Source organism: Dysgonomonas sp. 521 (assembly GCF_010501055.1).
In the GTDB taxonomy this organism is placed as follows: Bacteria; Bacteroidota; Bacteroidia; order Bacteroidales; family Dysgonomonadaceae; genus Dysgonomonas.
Genome location: NZ_QVMO01000036.1, coordinates 1 through 17,252, shown reverse-complemented (window position 1 = coordinate 17,252; position 17,252 = coordinate 1). Strand labels below are relative to the sequence as shown.

The following is a 17,252-nucleotide window of genomic DNA, read 5'->3' as shown; positions in this document are numbered from 1 at the left end:
CTCCGGGGTGGCTGGATGGCTAATATATCTCTTTAGCTATCCGCCTGATACTATCGGTAGCAAGGAGCGAATAGAAATGAATGCTCGGTACACCATACGCGATCAATTCTTTCGACTGCTTGATACCCCATTCTACTCCTACTTCCTTTGCTTCATCATCAGTTTTGCATTTCCGCAACTCTACGGCCAGTTCTTCCGGTATGCTGGAACGGAATATTTTAGGCAGTATCTCCAACTGGCTCATCAGTACGATTGGTTTCACTCCCGGAATAATCGGTTGTGTAATGCCTTCTTTCCTGCACTTATCGACGAAAGAAAAGTATTTTTGATTGTCAAAAAACATCTGTGTTACAAAATATCCGGCTCCGTTCTCTGCCTTTTTCTTCATGTAATGTATATCAGACTCCATGCTGAGTGCATCCTCATGCATCTCCGGATAACAGGCCATACCGTAAGAAAAAGGCGTGGCATTTTTCTCAAAGGTAGTCCCATCGGCCGCAATGCCTTCATTAAAGTCGTTTACCTGCTGTTGGAGGTCTGTCGCATATTCGTTGCGGTTAGGGTATATCTGTTCGGGTGCCAGGCGTTTTGTATCCCCCCTTAGCAGCAATAAATTCTGTACATGCAGAAAGTTCAGGTCTATAAGGGCGTACTCTGTTTCTTCACGCGAAAAGCCTTTACATATCATGTGCGGAACAGCCGCCACATTATATTTATGCTGGATAGAAGCCGCTATAGCCACCGATCCGGGACGCTTGCGGATATTCACCCTCTTCACCATACCATCGGGCATCGTCTGATCCAGGTATTCGCTATGGTGCGTGGTAATATTTATATACTGAGGGTCAAATTCAATCAGTTTATCTATTATATTGTATACCTTTTCTATATTATTCCCCTTCATAGGAGGAAGGATTTCGAAAGAAAAAGCTGTTTTATTACTTTTATTTATTAATTCTGTTATAGTATTCATATCAGTTACAAGTTGCTTTTCGAAATATTAAGATCCGATGTTTTATTTAAAGAATATCCTGATTATATCATTCCCATTGGCTACCAGTAGTAGCAACAATAAGAATATCATACCTCCCATCTGCGCATATTCCATAAATTTCTCATTCGGCTGACGCCTCGTTATTACCTCATACAATAGGAACATGATATGTCCTCCGTCTAAAGCCGGGATTGGTAATATATTCATAAATGCAAGGACAATGGACAAAAAGGCTGTCATAGACCAGAATGCATGCCAGTCCCATGCTGGAGGGAAAAGGTTTCCTATACCAGCAAACCCACTCAGGTTTTGCACACCTTTGGACGAGAATACAAAGCGCATCTGGGCTACGTATCCTTTCAGGGTTTCAACTCCCAGAACGGCTCCTGACGGCATAGCTTTCAGAAAACTGTATTTATCTGTCTGAACATCGTATATCGGACTCTTACCTCCAATACCTATTTTATTCTCATCGTTTACGCGTACATTCGCTGTTGCAACCAATGTATCACGCGCATAAGTGATCGCTATTTCTTTTCCTTTATTTTCTGTTTTGGATATTTCCGCCACTGCCTGTATCCATGATGTTACCTTCTGACCGTCTATAGAGAGAATGCTATCCCCTTTTTGCAAACCGGCTGTTTTTGCCGCGTCAAATACAGAATCCAAAGTAGTCGGAGTCCAGTAATAATAAGGAGGCACCGGGTCTTCCGCAGCAATTACATCTTCGGCAAAGTTCTTCGGCATAACCAGTGTAACCTGTTTCCCGCCACGTTCGACAACGACCTGTTCGGCGTCAAGAAACTGCATAAATGTATTCATATTGAGAACGCCGCTACGGTTGTTCATATCTTTACCATCTATGCTGAGAATTATATCTCGTTCTTGGTAACCACCCAGTTTTTTTACCGTTTCGGAAAAAGTCATACCGTCCTTCACCGATTTTACAGGGATATATGAATCACCCCATGCAAACAGTATCATCCCATAAATAATGATAGCCAGAATAAAGTTGAACAATACCCCGCCCACCATTACCAACAGGCGCTGCCATGCCGGTTTGGAACGGAATTCCCACGGTTGTGCGGGTTGAGCCATTTGCTCCTTGTCCATCGATTCATCTATCATCCCCGCAATCTTCACATATCCACCCAGCGGCAGCCAGCCGATACCGTACTCCGTATCACTGTTTTTAGGCTTAAACTTGAATAGGGAAAACCAAGGATTGAAGAAAAGATAGAATTTCTCAACTCTTATTTTAAAAAGACGGGCAAACAGGAAGTGCCCGAATTCGTGTATAATAACCAGTATTGATAAACTCAGTATTAATTGTAACGCTTTAATTAAAATAGTTTCCATTAAAAAATTATTTATTATTATGCTGCCCTTACAGGGCGCTTCTGCTCCTTTTTACTGTTATACCCGAGGCGTTGCCATCGGGCTGGATTATATTGCCCTTTCAGGGCGTCTTTATTTCATATCTCTAAAACAGGCAATAAACCTATATATTATTCAAATTATATTACCCTTTCGAGGGGCTTCATAATCGACCTCTAAAAGAACAGGCTGAAAGCCTAGTATATTATAGCCCGATGGCAACGCCTCGGGTAATATTTACATACAATTTACATCGCCCTGTAAGGGCAGCATATCATTATGTCCACAAATATACTTCATTTATTATAGTGTTATTTGATAAACTCTTTTGCTATGCTTCTGGCTTCCATATCTGTTTGTACATAATCCTCGTATGTAGGGGAACAGATAAAACCTGTCTTTTGCATTGTTTTTTCTATCACATCGCTCATTTCGAGAAACCCTACCCTATCCTGTAGGAAAGCCGCCACAGCTACTTCATTAGCGGCATTCATGATGCATGCCATATTTCCCTTTACCTTGGCTGCCTCGAAGGCAAAGGCAAGATTCCTGAAACGGCATGTATCGGGTTTTTCGAAAGTCATTGTTTGTAATTTGAAGAAATCCAGGCGTTCAAAACTTGACTTCAACCGCTGAGGATAAGCCAGCGCGTACTGTATCGGCAGGTGCATATCGGGCAAACCCAGTTGAGCGATAATGGATGAATCCTGAAACTGCACCATAGAATGGATAATAGACTGCGGATGCACCACCACCTCTATTTGGGATGGCTCTACGCCAAACAGCCATTTGGCCTCTATCATTTCCAGTCCTTTATTCATCAATGAGGCCGAATCGATAGTCACTTTCGCTCCCATATCCCAATTCGGATGCTTAAGCGCCTCCGCTTTGGTCACTTTACAAAGCTGTTCTTTCGTATGATTACGGAAAGGGCCTCCCGATGCTGTCAGTAAGATTTTTTCTATCGGGGAATTTTCACCATTCAGGCATTGAAATATAGCCGAATGTTCCGAATCTACCGGAAGTATCGGTACTTTATGTTCTATAGCCAATGAGGTAATCAGCTCACCTGCAACCACCAGCGTTTCCTTATTAGCCAACGCGATAGCCTTACCAGCCTTTATTGCATTTATCGTAGGTTTCAGCCCCGAATAACCTACCATAGCCGTCAACACGACATGTATAGGCTGGCTCTCTACCACCTGAGCGATAGAGTCGCTGCCACTCCATACTTTTATAGGCAAATCGGATAATGCGTCCTTTACCATCGCATATTTATCTTCATTGGCTATAACAACTACTTCGGGCAAGAATTCTTTTGCCTGCTTAATCAGCAGTTCCGCGTTATTGTTGGCTGTGAGTGCATATATTTCAAACTGCCCTGCGTGTTCCCTCACTATATCGAGTGCCTGCGTGCCGATAGAACCTGTAGAACCAAGTATTGCAATATTCCGTTTCATATATTTTTCAAGCTCATTAAAAAGCAATGTAGTCTTCCGGGTTTACAGGATTGCCCTTATACCAAAGTTCAAACTCTGAATAGAAGTCTTTCTCTTCTTTATTCTTGTTATCGCCTATTACAGCGATTGCCTCTCCTGTGAGAACCTTATCTCCGGATTTTTTCAGAAGCAATGTGTTATTTTTATAAATCGAAATAAATCCGTTTTTATGCTGAATCTGCACGGTATATCCCGTAGTCAGGTCGTAACCGGAGAAAACCACAGTACCTTCAAGTACCGATGAGACAGTCTCCTGAGACACTACCTTCAACGTTACCCCATACTTGTTATTCAGCGGATTGAATTTATTCACGACCAAACCCTTCAACGGACGGAAGAACACGACACCTTCCATCGGCCCCGAAGTAGCGGAAGAAATGACGGAGAGGTTGTAGCGCTCTTCTTCTTCGTAACGGTCAACAAAGGCTTTTTCCTTCTTGGTACGTTGCAACAACGGATCATTTTCGGATATGGATATATCGTCCACTATTTTCACGGAGTCGATATCCAAAACCCCTTCGAAAACATTTTTCAGGTTATTGATATATGCCTCCTGATAATTCAACCGTTGCTGAAGCGAATCTACCCTGATAGCAGAACGGAGCGCTTTTTCCCTGACTTCGGCATCGAGATAACCCGGCAGATAGTACCGTACGGGAGTAGCGATAATAAAAATGGAGGTAACCGTTATGAGAAAAACGGCGAATACGAGAAGTAATACCGCGCCCGAAAACATGGATGCCTTTATCGTCCATACTTCTTCCAAGGTATTTTCATTCATCACGGAAAGACGGTATTTGAAATGCAACCGTTTCCAAAAATTATGCTTGTTTTTTTTCTTTTTAGCCATTCATTGCTTTGATCTTATATTACTCATGCAGACTAATTTCTGCATACTTCAACAACCCATAGCAGATCAAGCTACAAATTTAAGAAAAAAAGCAATATACCTTTGATAGAAGCCCCAGAAGATTCCCTTAAAATATCCTTTTTTTAAATATTTACTCCAAAATGATTACATTGTTATTTTTTTTAGCTATTTTTGCAGCCTGCATTTTGGTGAGATAATCAAGTTTTCATTGCATGCAGCTATAATAATTACATTTGTTATAAGTTTAATATGAGTCTACTAACTGATAAGTTGTATCGGTACGACGCGGCGAGGAACACACGTGCTGCGGGTATTTATCCCTATTTTAGAGAAATCCAGAGTGACCAGGATACCGAGGTTATAATTAACGGGAAAAAGGTATTAATGTTTGGCTCAAACGCCTATCTGGGACTTACAAATCATCCAAAAGTAAAAGAGGCTGCAATCAATGCAGTCAAGAAATATGGAACAGGCATGGCCGGTTCCCGTTTTTTGAATGGCACATTGGATATCCATATAGAACTGGAGAAAAAGCTTGCCAGATTTGTAGGAAAAGAGGACGCAATCGTTTACTCTACAGGATTTAATGTAAATCAGGGTGTTATTTCATGCCTTACCGGGCGCGAAGATTATATTCTATGGGATGAGTTGGATCACGCCTCCATCATCGAAGGAGCAAGAGTATCTTACTCAACGAAACTGAAGTTCCGCCACAATGATATGGAGTCGCTGGAAAAGCAACTACAGAAATGTGAGCCCGATAAAGTAAAACTTATCGTTATCGACGGAGTATTCAGCATGGAAGGAGATGTAGCAAATCTTCCTGAAATCATTAGGCTGGCAAAACAATACAATGCCAGTGTAATGGTAGACGAGGCTCACAGCCTTGGTGTAATGGGAAAGAACTACAGTGGAAAAGGATTGGTCGAAGAATGCGGCCTTATAGATGAAACCGAACTGATAATGGGTACTTTCAGCAAGTCTCTGGCTTCGCTGGGCGGTTTTATCGCGGGTAATGAAGCTATATTGGACTACTTACGCCACAACTCCCGTTCATACATATTTACGGCAAGTGCGACACCTGCGGCTACGGCAGCAGCAAACGCGGCTCTTGACATTATCGAAGCTGAACCCGAAAGGATCAAAGCCCTGTGGGATATTACCCACTACGCCCTCGACGGATTCCGTGAACGCGGATTTGAGATAGGACACACATCTACACCTATTATTCCGTTGTTTATCAGAGATAACGAGAAAACATTCATGATAACAAAACTTCTTTTCGAAGAAGGAGTATTCGTAAATCCGGTAGTATCTCCTGCAGTAGCACCGGCCGACACGTTGATACGCTTCTCCCTGATGGCTACACATACCAAAGAACAGGTAGACATAGCTTTGGAGAAAATAGAAAATATATTTAAAAAAATGGGAGTTTTGCTTGGAGTTAAAGCCTGATATAAGGGTAGAGCAAAATAAACATTTTATAAAATAAGAAAACCCTCTGTCCGTTAAAAGATAGAGGGTTTTGTCAGTTAACAGGCATCAGTCAGCAGTTAACAATATATCTCTTATGCTTTACAGTTGCCTCCAGACCCGTTTATAATATATACATCCGTATGAAAAGGCTGCTTATTTTACTACTTATCATAATCTGCTTACCTATCTGGTTATCTGCCCAAAGCTATACCATATCCGGAGGGCAGGGGACACCATATGTATATGGCGGCCACTCCGGAGAAAACCTTACTGGTACAGGTGTCGAAAGAGTATATTTATTAAACACATTAGCCGGAGCGACTATCAAATACAGTTCATCAGCTACCATAGTCAATTTTTATCGTTACCGGAATTCGCTATCGGACAAAGAATTAATCCCCGAATCGGACATTTCGGTAATATCGGCAAACGGAAATTCCACTTATACAGTATCCCATTTAAGCGATGGATACGGCTATTTAGCCGAAGAAAACGGAAGCACGAAAGCCGTTGCATGGATTATAGATTACAGCAAATACCTGCCTGTTCTGAGCTCAATAGAGACTATAGAAAATGAAGATAAATGTGATTTGCTGAAACTATTTATAACGAAAACGGAAGAAAACCTCTCTTTTTATGCTGTTAGCGGAATCAAGGTAAATATATACCGGAAATATACGATCAGTTACAACAAACTGGAATGGAACGAGAATAACGGCACATTTACAGAAAGCATAGAAACAACCAGCGCGCAAGAGATAGGAACAGAAGTAATTATAGACGCACCCCTGACAAACACCACATTTAAACTAAGAGGTGACCAGTTTGCCGAGCACTTCAATATCGCAAAAGAGATCACATCTGCGGAATATAAGGCTGTAGCCGTGGAAAGCCACATTGTAGCCGAACAGGAGGGCGCAAGCGAAACCACGGAAAGCAACCTGGGTGGTTCCGTTCCCGTAACGATTAATTTCTACGGACGGGCGAATGAATCCGTTGCCTATTTTTACACATGGCATATATACAACAGGGAAGATATGGACAACTATATCGTGCGCTATACCGATAAGGATATCAAATATACATTCGACAGAACCGGGGAATTTGTAGTACAACTTGAGGTAGCAGACCGTGCAGCGGTTTGTATAGACACTACAAGCGTATCAGTAAGCACAGAGGAATCGGAACTGGAGATTCCTAATTATTTTTCGCCGGGAGGGGCGACACATAGCGAGTTTAAGGTAAAGTATAAATCGATTATCAAATTTAAGGCCACTATCTTCAACCGTTGGGGCGTAAAAATATACCAGTGGAACGACCCTTCGAAAGGCTGGGATGGCAGGCACAATGGCAGGTATGTATCTACAGGCGTTTACTACTGTGTAATAGAATATACCGGCGGAGACGGAAAAAAACGGACTAAGAACAGCGATATCAATGTACTTCGAAAAAACTAAACTTCCCAGTTGCCGATACGGATTCTCTAACTCGTAAAGATCAAGGCTAGAAAAGCCATATTTTCAAACCGCACACAAATATTTTATTCTAAATATTTGTTAATTCAAAAACTTCCAATATCTTTGCAATCGAAATTTGAGTATTAACCCTTTAAAAATATAGAGAAAGGGTACAATTATGTTAGAGAAAAAATAAATCAAACTTTAGGACTAAGCTGGCTCATCGGGATGAAGAGCCTTTGCAACTTATCTGATAAATCATAGTGCCGGAAACTGCTGCCGGTACATGTTGATTAGTCCTGCAATCCAAATCGTTATTTTATTATCAATGCTGATATATCGGCAAACAGGATTCTTATATCCCTAACGCCGCGCTGTATCAGATAAAACAATTGTCATGGGCAATACCAGAGATGAGAATATCCTCATTTTCGAAAACAATCTGCCCTCAAGACGTTGGAAAATAAGGCGTATCCGTACTGCCGCAGACAAGAAACTGCGCCGTACAGATAAGGAATGTACACAAGTCTATAACCAAATCAGAAACTTAGGTTATGAAGACCTGGATCCGCCTATACAACGAGGGTATATACGATTGTTTACACTAACTGAGGAAACAAAATACAATAAATGTGCCGACTTCTATCAGGAACTATTAGATAAGATAAACACTATACGGTATAGTCCGCACAAAACCTTTAAAGAGAAGAAGCGAAGAATAGGAAAATGGAAATATAAAATTCGGAATGAACAAACTTTGCAGGAATTGGACGAATGGACCTTTCTCAATTCAAAAAGAATTACAGACGAAGAAAAAGAACTGTTCCACCCTGTTGAGTATTATGATACCTATATGAAAAAATATAGAACCAAATATATATTTATCGAACCCTGGCGATTTGTACTGCGTGTACGTCCAAATATGATTACACAGGTTAAAATAAAAGACTCCGAACTGGAGAAATACGAGAGCGAACTAAGTGACTATCTGGATCGGCACAAAAACAGAGGTAGAATATATAAAATGAAAAGTAGAAAGTATTCATGGAAGAAAGTACTAAACGAAAAAGAAGATAAGAAACGATATAGATACAGTTCGTTTGTAAACGTTTCGTTTCATGTTGTAGAAAATGAATACAGAGAAGAAAAAGATTTGTTATGGACAACTATATAAATAAAATACGCCCGTCTCACTGGAAAAAGAGCCGCAAAAAAAAAGCCTTTGATAAATATCTGTTAGCATTGGATGCTGAACGGAAAAAGCTACGGGAAATAATGCGCAACATGGAATATGAAGAGTTGGAAGAACCCATACAACGAGGCTACAAACGATTATTCGAGTTGGACGAGAGCATAAAATTCACAGAAAAAGCGGAATTTTTTCGACAAATACTGGAAAAAATAAATGTGATACAATATAGCCCATACAAATCTTTCAAGAAAATACGAAGGCGCAAGAGGGGTAAATGGAAGTATAAGAAAATGTATGAACAAAAACTACGCGACCTATCTGAATCTGAATTTCAGAATAATCTAAACCCTGATGAGCAGATATATTTTCATCCGGTAGCACATTATGATGGCAATCGCAGGATATGGGAGACATTATACCGTTTCATCGAACCGGGAATATTCGTCCTGCGCATTCGCCCCAATATGCTAACCAAGGTGCAAAAACGAAATTGGGAAGCAGAGAGCAGATATAAAGAAATAGATGATTTAATTAACAAAAACAGGTATTATAACAGATTGGACAAACTTCATTGGGGTACTTTGTACGAATGGAGAAAAGATTGGTTTAAAGAAATAAATGATGATCCTTTTCATAATAAACCAATCCATGAAATAATTGAAGAATATACTGACGAAAAAGACTTATGAGCATACGATTAAAAGACCTAAGTAAAATCGGATATACCGACAATGTGGCGCGCAGCCTTGCTATCAATATTATCAGCAAGAATTGCAAGCACAATACAAAAGAAGAGATTAAAAATACATTGACAGATATATTGGCGTATCCCGAAAATTATAAGAACGATGAAACATGGGGCAGGTTAGCCGAGCATTTTGCCCCGACCACTTACGAAAAGAATTTTACAGTGTACAACCTGCTGGAACAACCTCTGGCATTCAAAACCTATGGGAACAAATTTATAGAAAGCCTGGCCAAGCAACAAATGGAACTGGCAATGAGCCTCCCCATTACGCTTTCGGGTGCCCTGATGCCGGACGCGCATGCCGGATATGGTTTGCCTATCGGCGGGGTGCTGGCTGTAGATAATGCCGTGATACCCTATGCTGTGGGATTAGATATTGGTTGCCGGATGAGCCTTACCGTATTCGATGCGAAGACGGATTATCTGAAACGTTATTCACATCAGATAAAAGAGGCATTGAAGGAATATACACACTTTGGTATGGATGGAGGATTGACTTTCGCTCAAGAACACGAAATCCTTGACCGGAACGAATTTCAGCTCACTCCACTACTGAAAATGCTTCATGGCAAAGTAGTCCGTCAACTAGGTTCTTCCGGCGGAGGCAATCACTTTGTGGAATTTGGAGAGATAGAGTTGATAGAAAACAATGTGCTGAATCTTCCGGCAGGCAGTTATGTAGCCCTGCTCTCCCACTCCGGTTCTCGCGGTATGGGTGCGGCTATAGCAAGGCATTATAGCGATATTGCACGCGAAATGTGTAAACTACCACGCCAAGCACAACATTTTGCATGGTTGGGACTCGATACCGAAGAAGGGCAGGAATACTGGATGAGCATGAATCTGGCAGGTGACTTTGCACAGGCGTGCCACGAGAGGATTCACATAAATCTTTCCAAAGCGCTAGGGTTGAAACCGCTGGGCAATGTAAATAACCATCACAATTTTGCATGGCGCGAAGAAATCGCACCCGGAAAGTTTGCCATCGTACATCGCAAAGGTGCTACCCCCGCCGGAAAAGGCGTTGCCGGATTTATACCCGGCAGCATGGCTACACCGGGTTACCTGATATGTGGAAAAGGGGGTTTGGAATCGCTTAATTCGGCATCGCATGGCGCAGGGCGTGCTATGTCGAGGCAAAAAGCGAAAGAGCAATTCACTCAGTCTGCTTTGAAGAAATTGCTTAGCCAACAAGGAGTAACTCTAATAGGGGGTAGTGTGGAAGAGATGCCACTAGCCTATAAAGACATCGACAGGGTGATGCCGGCACAAGAATCGCTGGTAGACATACATGGACGATTTATGCCACGCATAGTAAGAATGAATAAAGAGTAGGGCTATGGCTTGGAAAATTGTAGAACGAAAGCCTGGCAGGAGAAGAAAGTATTAGTAGTATGGACAGAATAAATAATACGAATATGGCTATCCGTTAAATACCCAACCATCATTCCACAGGGATAAATTGCCCGGTAGAAATGCGCATGCGTCCGTCCTACGTGATTTGCAATCCCGTAGTTCTTAGTCGCGGATTTAAAATCCGCAGTTACAAAATCATCGGATTACAAATCCGATGAGACGATGGATGAGACGACGGGAACTTATTCTAAAGGTGGATAACCACGGGTGAAACCCGTGGCGGGAACTGACTAAAAAATATGTCTCCGTAGGAGGAAAATAGTAATAATGTCAATCAGTAGTTGATAAGTTAAATGTTCTTTTCTATCTGCGCGCAATCACAGATTGCTTGCCTTACTTTTGGCCGAAGCTCCAAAAGTAAGCAAAAAGGCATTGCGCCCCGCTTCGCCGTACGACCCACCATCGGTTTGCCGGCTGAATGAAGTGATAATGGATTCATCATTGCAATAATTGGCAGATGATGCTTAAAAGCACCCGCACTTCATTCTACGCCGCCTGCACCGGGTGGGTACCCCGTACGCTCGCTAATGGCGCTGGCTGACGCCTGACAAATAGGGTCTAGCCTCTGTCTTGATGTTGCGTCGCGACTCCGTGCATCTGTTCCGCAGGCGGGGCACCCACCCGGTGCAGGCGGCGTGAAACGGGATGTTGTCCGAGCCGAAGGCGAGTTTCGTCCCGTTTAGCCGGCAAGCCGTTGGTGGGTCGCCGAGGGACAAAGCACTAGCCTTTTGCTTCCTTTTGGGCAATGCCAAAAGGAAGGACAAGCCCGGGAGGGCGCGGCAGCAGAGAGCTACGGCTAAAGTATTTAGCCTAGGATAGCCTTTATCATAAGATAAAAGAACACATAATTTAAACAAAACGAAATACTGATTCACATGAATAATAAATGTAATTGGCCCTACGGAGACGGTGAGGAACTCCCCCGTTGGGGTTAGGGGCATATATAATTAACTAAAATGAAAATAGCAATATTTGCCGATATACACGGCAAGATACTTCTACCGTTCAAGATGGTGGATGCATATCAAAAACAATATGGCGAAAAGATTGACCTTATTCTCCAATGCGGGGATATAGGTGCTTTTCCTAATATCGAAAATTTAGATAAAGCTACAATTAAACATGCCAAACGGGATGAACAAGAACTCGGTTTCAGCAAACAGTTCCTCTACATCAATCGAGACATTGAGCAATTTCTGGACAAGCTGGATATCGATATGGTTTGTGTACGTGGCAATCACGAAGATCATGATTTTCTGGACGAAAAGGAGGCTAAAAACACAAACAGCCGTTATCCTATCGATTGTTATCACAGGGTCTATGTATGCAAGAGCGGTGTTTTCCAGACATTTTATGCAGATGGTGAAGATTTTGACTTTATGGGAATAGGGCGTATCGGCGACCGTAAACAACGGAACGACAAACGTTTTATACAGGACTACGAACGCAGGGAGATAAAGAGGGCACTGGATCAGGGACAAAAGATTGATATACTCATCTCACATGACATATCCTCCGAGATGACAAGCCCGGGATTCGGCATGGACGAACTCCGGCCTGTACTGAACCAATTGAAGCCTTTCGCTCATTTTTTCGGGCATACAGGTCAACCTTATAAAGTAGAGATAGATGAAAACAACCAGACCTTTTCCGTAAAAATAAAGGAACTCGAATTTGATGTTTCCGGCAATTTACCCGAAGGTTGCATGTTTATTGTAGACAAAGTGAACGGTGTGATTGAAGGGGACCCGGTGAGTATCGATTTTCTTTGTCAGTTCAATAAACATACATGGTTGTTGTGATTTCAAATAAAATTATCTAATATTAGAGCCTGTTTAAATTTTAGCGAAAATTTTTATTACAGGTTCTGGTCAATAGTTCTTAGCAATTTTTTTATGCTCTTTTTAGCGTATTTTACCCTTTTTACTCTTGGTTTAGCCCGCTAAACCTGCTAGCAAAAAGGGTAAAATCCATCTAAAAATAGCTATAAAAAAGACTTGCTATAAAATTTGAACAGACTCTTATAAGGTCTTTATTTTTATATCGGGAAAAAGTAACATTGATAAGAACAGAAAAAGAGTCACTTTTGTCACTTTTGTCACTTTTTAGTAAAATTAGTTTAGTTCACAATGAAAAGATATACCAAATCAGGAAGGTACTACGCCAATTACTATCTTGTAGAATGCCCTGAATGCCATAAACCGGCAAATGTAGAGAAAGGGATATTAAACTGTCCCAACTGCATGGCACAAAAGGATGCTAATGATAATATTCTGTATAAAGCATATATCAAACGCTTTTGCCCCTATTGCGGAAAAGACATCTATGCCGAACAATCGGGATTTAAGGTTGCGCCAAAAGAACTCAGTGTTACTTGTTCCCATTGTGAAGCAACCATCGAGTATTCGCCAAATGTAGCAAGTTACAGAAAGATAAACTCTCTACCTCAAAATTCAGGTCTTATGAAAGACCCATTTTTCAGGTTGCCACTTTGGCTACAGGGCACAGTCAGGGGGAATCTTTTCTGGGCATACAACCGCGAACATTTACAAGAGATAAAAGAGTTTGTAGAATCTGACCTGCGCGAACGGAAATGGCCATACCTGATGACAATGACTGCAAAATTACCGGCATTTATAAAAGACGCGAAAAACAGAAGCGATGTTATTAAAGAAATAGAACGACTAGAAAGAAAATAACGATGGGTATCAGTTTTATACATTATCATGACTTTAAGCATCATTTTCTGTCCGGAGTTGAATGGCTGAAAAATAATAAAGGGAGATGGAACGGGAGTATAGATGCGGATATTAAGTCTTTTGGGGCTTCGCAGCTTGATTATTATACAGGCGAACTTATCAGCCAGCAGATTAAAGATGAAATTTACAAGATTTTGAAAGAACAGAATCTTCTGGACAAAAACATGTATAAGCTCTGGCTTTCTTTGAATAACGATTATCGTGAATTACAACTTTCTGACGGCTCTGTATGGACACTACGTATGATAGAGAAAGAAGAGTTTATCCATATACATCCTTCGCGCTATTCGCCACATACCATGCGTGTAAAGGCAAATACGCTGAAAACCGTGCTGTGTACGCTTCTCTTGGAAGAAACTAGTCCGTTTACATTTAACACAGGAGTCATAAATCATTACAGAAAAGAATATCTCGGTTTATCTGTATTGAAAACAGATGGTAATCACAGCGAGCTGGAAAATATCTTTCAATTATTTAGAAACTGTTCAAATTTTATACGAATATTTTATTATACTTTTTTCTTCGTTCATTTTTAGTCTGTTTTCGGCTGTTTTTTCCTTTCTCTCAACTCAAATAGCCCGCTATTATCGTTTCGAGGAAGAAAAAAACATCTCTAAAACAATTCTAAAAATTTGAACGAATAAAATTTAAACAGTTTCTTATTGACTACATTTTTTTGACCGATAATGAATAATGTCAATCAGTAGTTGAAAATATAATTAATATGATCGTTCTTTAATTTTATTGTGCTGCGCGCAATCTGCGATTGCTTGCTTTACTTTTCCTAACTGCCGGGCTCTCTCCCGGGCGCAAGGTAACGTCAAGGCAGAAGATAGACCCTATTTGTCAGGCGCCAGCCAGCGCCATTAGCAAGCGTACGGGGTACCCACCCGGTGCAGGCGGCGTAGAATGAAGTGCGGGCGCTTTTATGCATCGTCTGCCGATTATTGCAATGATGAATCTTTCATCACTTCATTCAGCCGTCAAACCGATGGTGGGTCGTACGGCGAAGCGGGGCGCAATGCTTTTTTGCTTACTTTTGGAGCTTCGGCCAAAAGTAAGGTAAGCAATCTGAGATTGCGCGCAGAATAGAATATTAAACAACATATAGTTTAAACAAAAACTAATTCGCATGAATAATAAAATATACTTACAAATAACCTCCGGACGGGGCCCGGCCGAATGCTGCCGTGCTGTAGCCCTGGTACTGGAAAAGATGCTGAAACAAGTAAAAGATAAAGGGCTGAAAGCCGAAGTTATAGATCGGGAAGCCGGTCCACTAAACAGAACCTTATTGTCAGCTACCTTATCTATCGAAGGCAAGGGAACAAAGGAAATAGTCTCGGAATGGGAGGGAACCATACAATGGATATCAAAAAGCCCATACCGTATTTACCATAAACGGAAGAACTGGTTTATAGGAGTACAAACATTCACTGTACCGACAAATCAGGAAGCCAACGAGAAGGAGATCCGTTACGAAACACTTCGCGCATCGGGTCCCGGAGGTCAGCATGTGAATAAAACCGAATCGGCAGTAAGGGCTATTCATACGCCTACAGGTATTTCGGTTACGGCATCCGACCAGCGGTCTCAATTACAGAATAAGATACTGGCAACCGAACGCCTGTTGATCAAACTAGCGGCATGGAACGTAGAACAAGCGATGATTGTGGCTCAGTCGAACTGGAGTAACCACAATAATCTACAGCGGGGAAATCCTGTAAAGACAATAGAAGCGCCATTGACTTAGAAGCTGATAGTTTTAACTTTTTCGTCGAGAGAATTTCGCTCTTTGTCGATTATCGTTGTAAGGCTGAATTACTGTTCATATTTTTGGATAAATAATTAAACCTTGAGGTTATGAAAAAGTTTATAGTAATCATCAGCATATTCTTTGCAGCAGGACTGTTCAATCTTTCATCTGCGCAGAACATAAATATAAATATTAATCTGGACCAACAACCAGCTTGGGGGCCAATAGGATACGATTATGCAGGATATTATTATTTCCCTGATATCAACGTGTATTTCGATGTGGCCAACTCTCTTTTCTATTATCTGAGTGGAAGCAGATGGATATCTAATAAGTATCTGCCGTCAAACTATCGCAAATACGACCTGTATAGCATGTACAAAGTGGTGATAAATGACAAACAGCCCTGGTTGCAAAACAAAACTCATAAGAAGTCATATTCCCAGTATAAGGGAGACAGGACACAAGAGCCTATCCGTTACAGCAACAATACGAAATACAATAATAGTAAGAACAATACGAGAAGTTGGGTAAATACGAATAGCTCTAATCCAAACTCTTCCAATAAGATACAAGAAGCCAGAGAAAGTAATACAAGTTCTAAGAATAGCAGGAATACAAATAACAGGCAGTCTGACAATAGCAGAAATACGAACAATGCTAACAGAAAATAGGATAAGTTAATAAGTTAAGTTCAGTAAGATTGATTAATTAATTAATTAATCTTTAGTAGAAGTGGGCAGGGATGCTCGCTTCTATTGTTTTCACGAAAATTCCATTACCTTTATATCTCAATATAAAAAACCATGTCATGAAAAAGCTAGTTTTTATAATCTTCTGTTTATGTACTTCATTCATATTTGCCCAAAACGGCTATAAAACGGAGAATAACATATCCTATATCAGTGATAACGAAACAGATGCTTACCGTAAGGAACGTTGCAAGCTGGATATATACTATCCGGTGGACAAGAAAGACTTTCCTGTCATTGTCTGGTTTCATGGAGGAGGACTCGAAGGTGGAGAGAAAGGTATTCCCGATGAACTGAAAGAGAAAGGGGTAGCTGTTGTCGCAGTAAATTACCGTCTTAGCCCAAAAGCCACAAATCCGGCTTACACGGATGATGCAGCAGCTTCCATTGCCTGGACATTTAATAATATTGCGGCATATGGCGGCAGTGTAAAAGATATTTATATTTCGGGGCATTCGGCGGGAGGCTATTTAACTCTGATGGTAGGCCTGGATAAAAGTTACCTGGACAAATATGGCATAGATGCAGATAATATAAAAGGATTGATCCCTATCAGCGGCCAGACAAATACACATTATACCATCCGCAAAGAGCGGGGTATCCCCTCTAATATCCCTGTAATAGATGAATATGCACCTCTGAACAGGGCTCGTTCAAATATCCCTCCTACCCTGCTGATTTCGGGAGATCGCAAACTGGAAATGACAGCCAGATATGAAGAAAATGCGCATCTGGAAGCTGTACTCAAGTCCTTAGGAAATAAGGATGTTGTATTATACGAATTGCAGGGTTTTGATCACGGAAGCGTGTGTGCTCCGGGGTGTTTATTGATATTGGATTGGGTGAAGAAATATAGTTAGAATCATTGTTGTCCGCTAAAAGCAGAAAGCTTGCCTATTTTAGACATATCCTCTTGTATATCAGTGTTTGTTTTTCGCATAATCAAAAGTAAGCC

The 17,252-nt window shown here is 41.2% G+C and carries 16 protein-coding genes; 12 read left to right on the top strand and 4 right to left on the bottom strand.

Annotation, left to right across the window (positions count from 1 at the left end):
- Window positions 1–19: 19 nt before the first annotated feature.
- The 4 genes from D0T84_RS11435 to D0T84_RS11420 form a co-directional block, all read right to left on the bottom strand.
- On the bottom strand, window positions 20–973 hold the full coding sequence (locus D0T84_RS11435; RefSeq protein ID WP_163308005.1) for a methylenetetrahydrofolate reductase: 954 nt from the start codon (window positions 971–973) through the stop codon (window positions 20–22).
- Between the two features lie 42 nt (window positions 974–1,015).
- Window positions 1,016–2,353: an RIP metalloprotease RseP gene (gene rseP, locus D0T84_RS11430; protein ID WP_163308004.1), complete on the bottom strand. Its 1,338-nt coding sequence runs from the start codon at window positions 2,351–2,353 to the stop codon at window positions 1,016–1,018.
- A gap of 329 nt (window positions 2,354–2,682) precedes the next feature.
- Window positions 2,683–3,831 carry a 1-deoxy-D-xylulose-5-phosphate reductoisomerase gene (locus D0T84_RS11425; protein ID WP_163308003.1) on the bottom strand — a complete coding sequence of 383 codons (1,149 nt, stop codon included), beginning with the start codon at window positions 3,829–3,831 and terminating at the stop codon, window positions 2,683–2,685.
- Between the two features lie 16 nt (window positions 3,832–3,847).
- Entirely contained in the window at window positions 3,848–4,720 is an 873-nt protein-coding gene (locus D0T84_RS11420; protein ID WP_163308002.1) for a murein hydrolase activator EnvC, read from the bottom strand.
- 270 nt (window positions 4,721–4,990) lie between these two features.
- On the opposite strand from D0T84_RS11420, the gene D0T84_RS11415 reads away from it, so the two are divergent.
- The 12 genes from D0T84_RS11415 to D0T84_RS11360 all read left to right on the top strand — a co-directional run bounded on the left by D0T84_RS11415 (window position 4,991) and on the right by D0T84_RS11360 (window position 17,157).
- Complete coding sequence (locus tag D0T84_RS11415; protein WP_163308001.1) at window positions 4,991–6,196, top strand: pyridoxal phosphate-dependent aminotransferase family protein; 1,206 nt, start codon at window positions 4,991–4,993, stop codon at window positions 6,194–6,196.
- A gap of 161 nt (window positions 6,197–6,357) precedes the next feature.
- Window positions 6,358–7,674, top strand: coding sequence for a gliding motility-associated C-terminal domain-containing protein (locus D0T84_RS11410; RefSeq protein ID WP_163308000.1), 1,317 nt, complete (start codon window positions 6,358–6,360; stop codon window positions 7,672–7,674).
- A 397-nt stretch (window positions 7,675–8,071) separates the two neighbouring features.
- Entirely contained in the window at window positions 8,072–8,848 is a 777-nt protein-coding gene (locus D0T84_RS11405) for a hypothetical protein (RefSeq protein ID WP_163307999.1), read from the top strand.
- Window positions 8,833–9,555: a hypothetical protein gene (locus D0T84_RS11400; protein WP_163307998.1), complete on the top strand. Its 723-nt coding sequence runs from the start codon at window positions 8,833–8,835 to the stop codon at window positions 9,553–9,555. The genes D0T84_RS11405 and D0T84_RS11400 overlap by 16 nt, the downstream gene beginning before the upstream one ends.
- Window positions 9,552–10,949 (top strand): RtcB family protein, encoded by a 1,398-nt coding sequence (locus D0T84_RS11395; RefSeq protein ID WP_163307997.1) that lies wholly within the window; start codon window positions 9,552–9,554, stop codon window positions 10,947–10,949. Before D0T84_RS11400 ends, D0T84_RS11395 begins: the two co-directional genes overlap by 4 nt.
- A gap of 1,037 nt (window positions 10,950–11,986) precedes the next feature.
- Complete coding sequence (locus tag D0T84_RS11390; protein ID WP_163307996.1) at window positions 11,987–12,832, top strand: metallophosphoesterase; 846 nt, start codon at window positions 11,987–11,989, stop codon at window positions 12,830–12,832.
- 327 nt (window positions 12,833–13,159) lie between these two features.
- Window positions 13,160–13,729: a hypothetical protein gene (locus D0T84_RS11385; protein WP_163307995.1), complete on the top strand. Its 570-nt coding sequence runs from the start codon at window positions 13,160–13,162 to the stop codon at window positions 13,727–13,729.
- 2 nt (window positions 13,730–13,731) lie between these two features.
- On the top strand, window positions 13,732–14,325 hold the full coding sequence (locus D0T84_RS11380) for a hypothetical protein (protein WP_163307994.1): 594 nt from the start codon (window positions 13,732–13,734) through the stop codon (window positions 14,323–14,325).
- A 373-nt stretch (window positions 14,326–14,698) separates the two neighbouring features.
- Window positions 14,699–14,881 (top strand): hypothetical protein, encoded by a 183-nt coding sequence (locus tag D0T84_RS11375; protein ID WP_163307993.1) that lies wholly within the window; start codon window positions 14,699–14,701, stop codon window positions 14,879–14,881.
- A 40-nt stretch (window positions 14,882–14,921) separates the two neighbouring features.
- Entirely contained in the window at window positions 14,922–15,542 is a 621-nt protein-coding gene (gene prfH / locus D0T84_RS11370; RefSeq protein ID WP_163307992.1) for a peptide chain release factor H, read from the top strand.
- Between the two features lie 110 nt (window positions 15,543–15,652).
- Window positions 15,653–16,219, top strand: coding sequence for a hypothetical protein (locus D0T84_RS11365; protein ID WP_163307991.1), 567 nt, complete (start codon window positions 15,653–15,655; stop codon window positions 16,217–16,219).
- Window positions 16,220–16,356: 137 nt separating this feature from the next.
- Window positions 16,357–17,157 (top strand): alpha/beta hydrolase, encoded by an 801-nt coding sequence (locus D0T84_RS11360; RefSeq protein WP_163307990.1) that lies wholly within the window; start codon window positions 16,357–16,359, stop codon window positions 17,155–17,157.
- Window positions 17,158–17,252 lie beyond the last annotated feature (95 nt).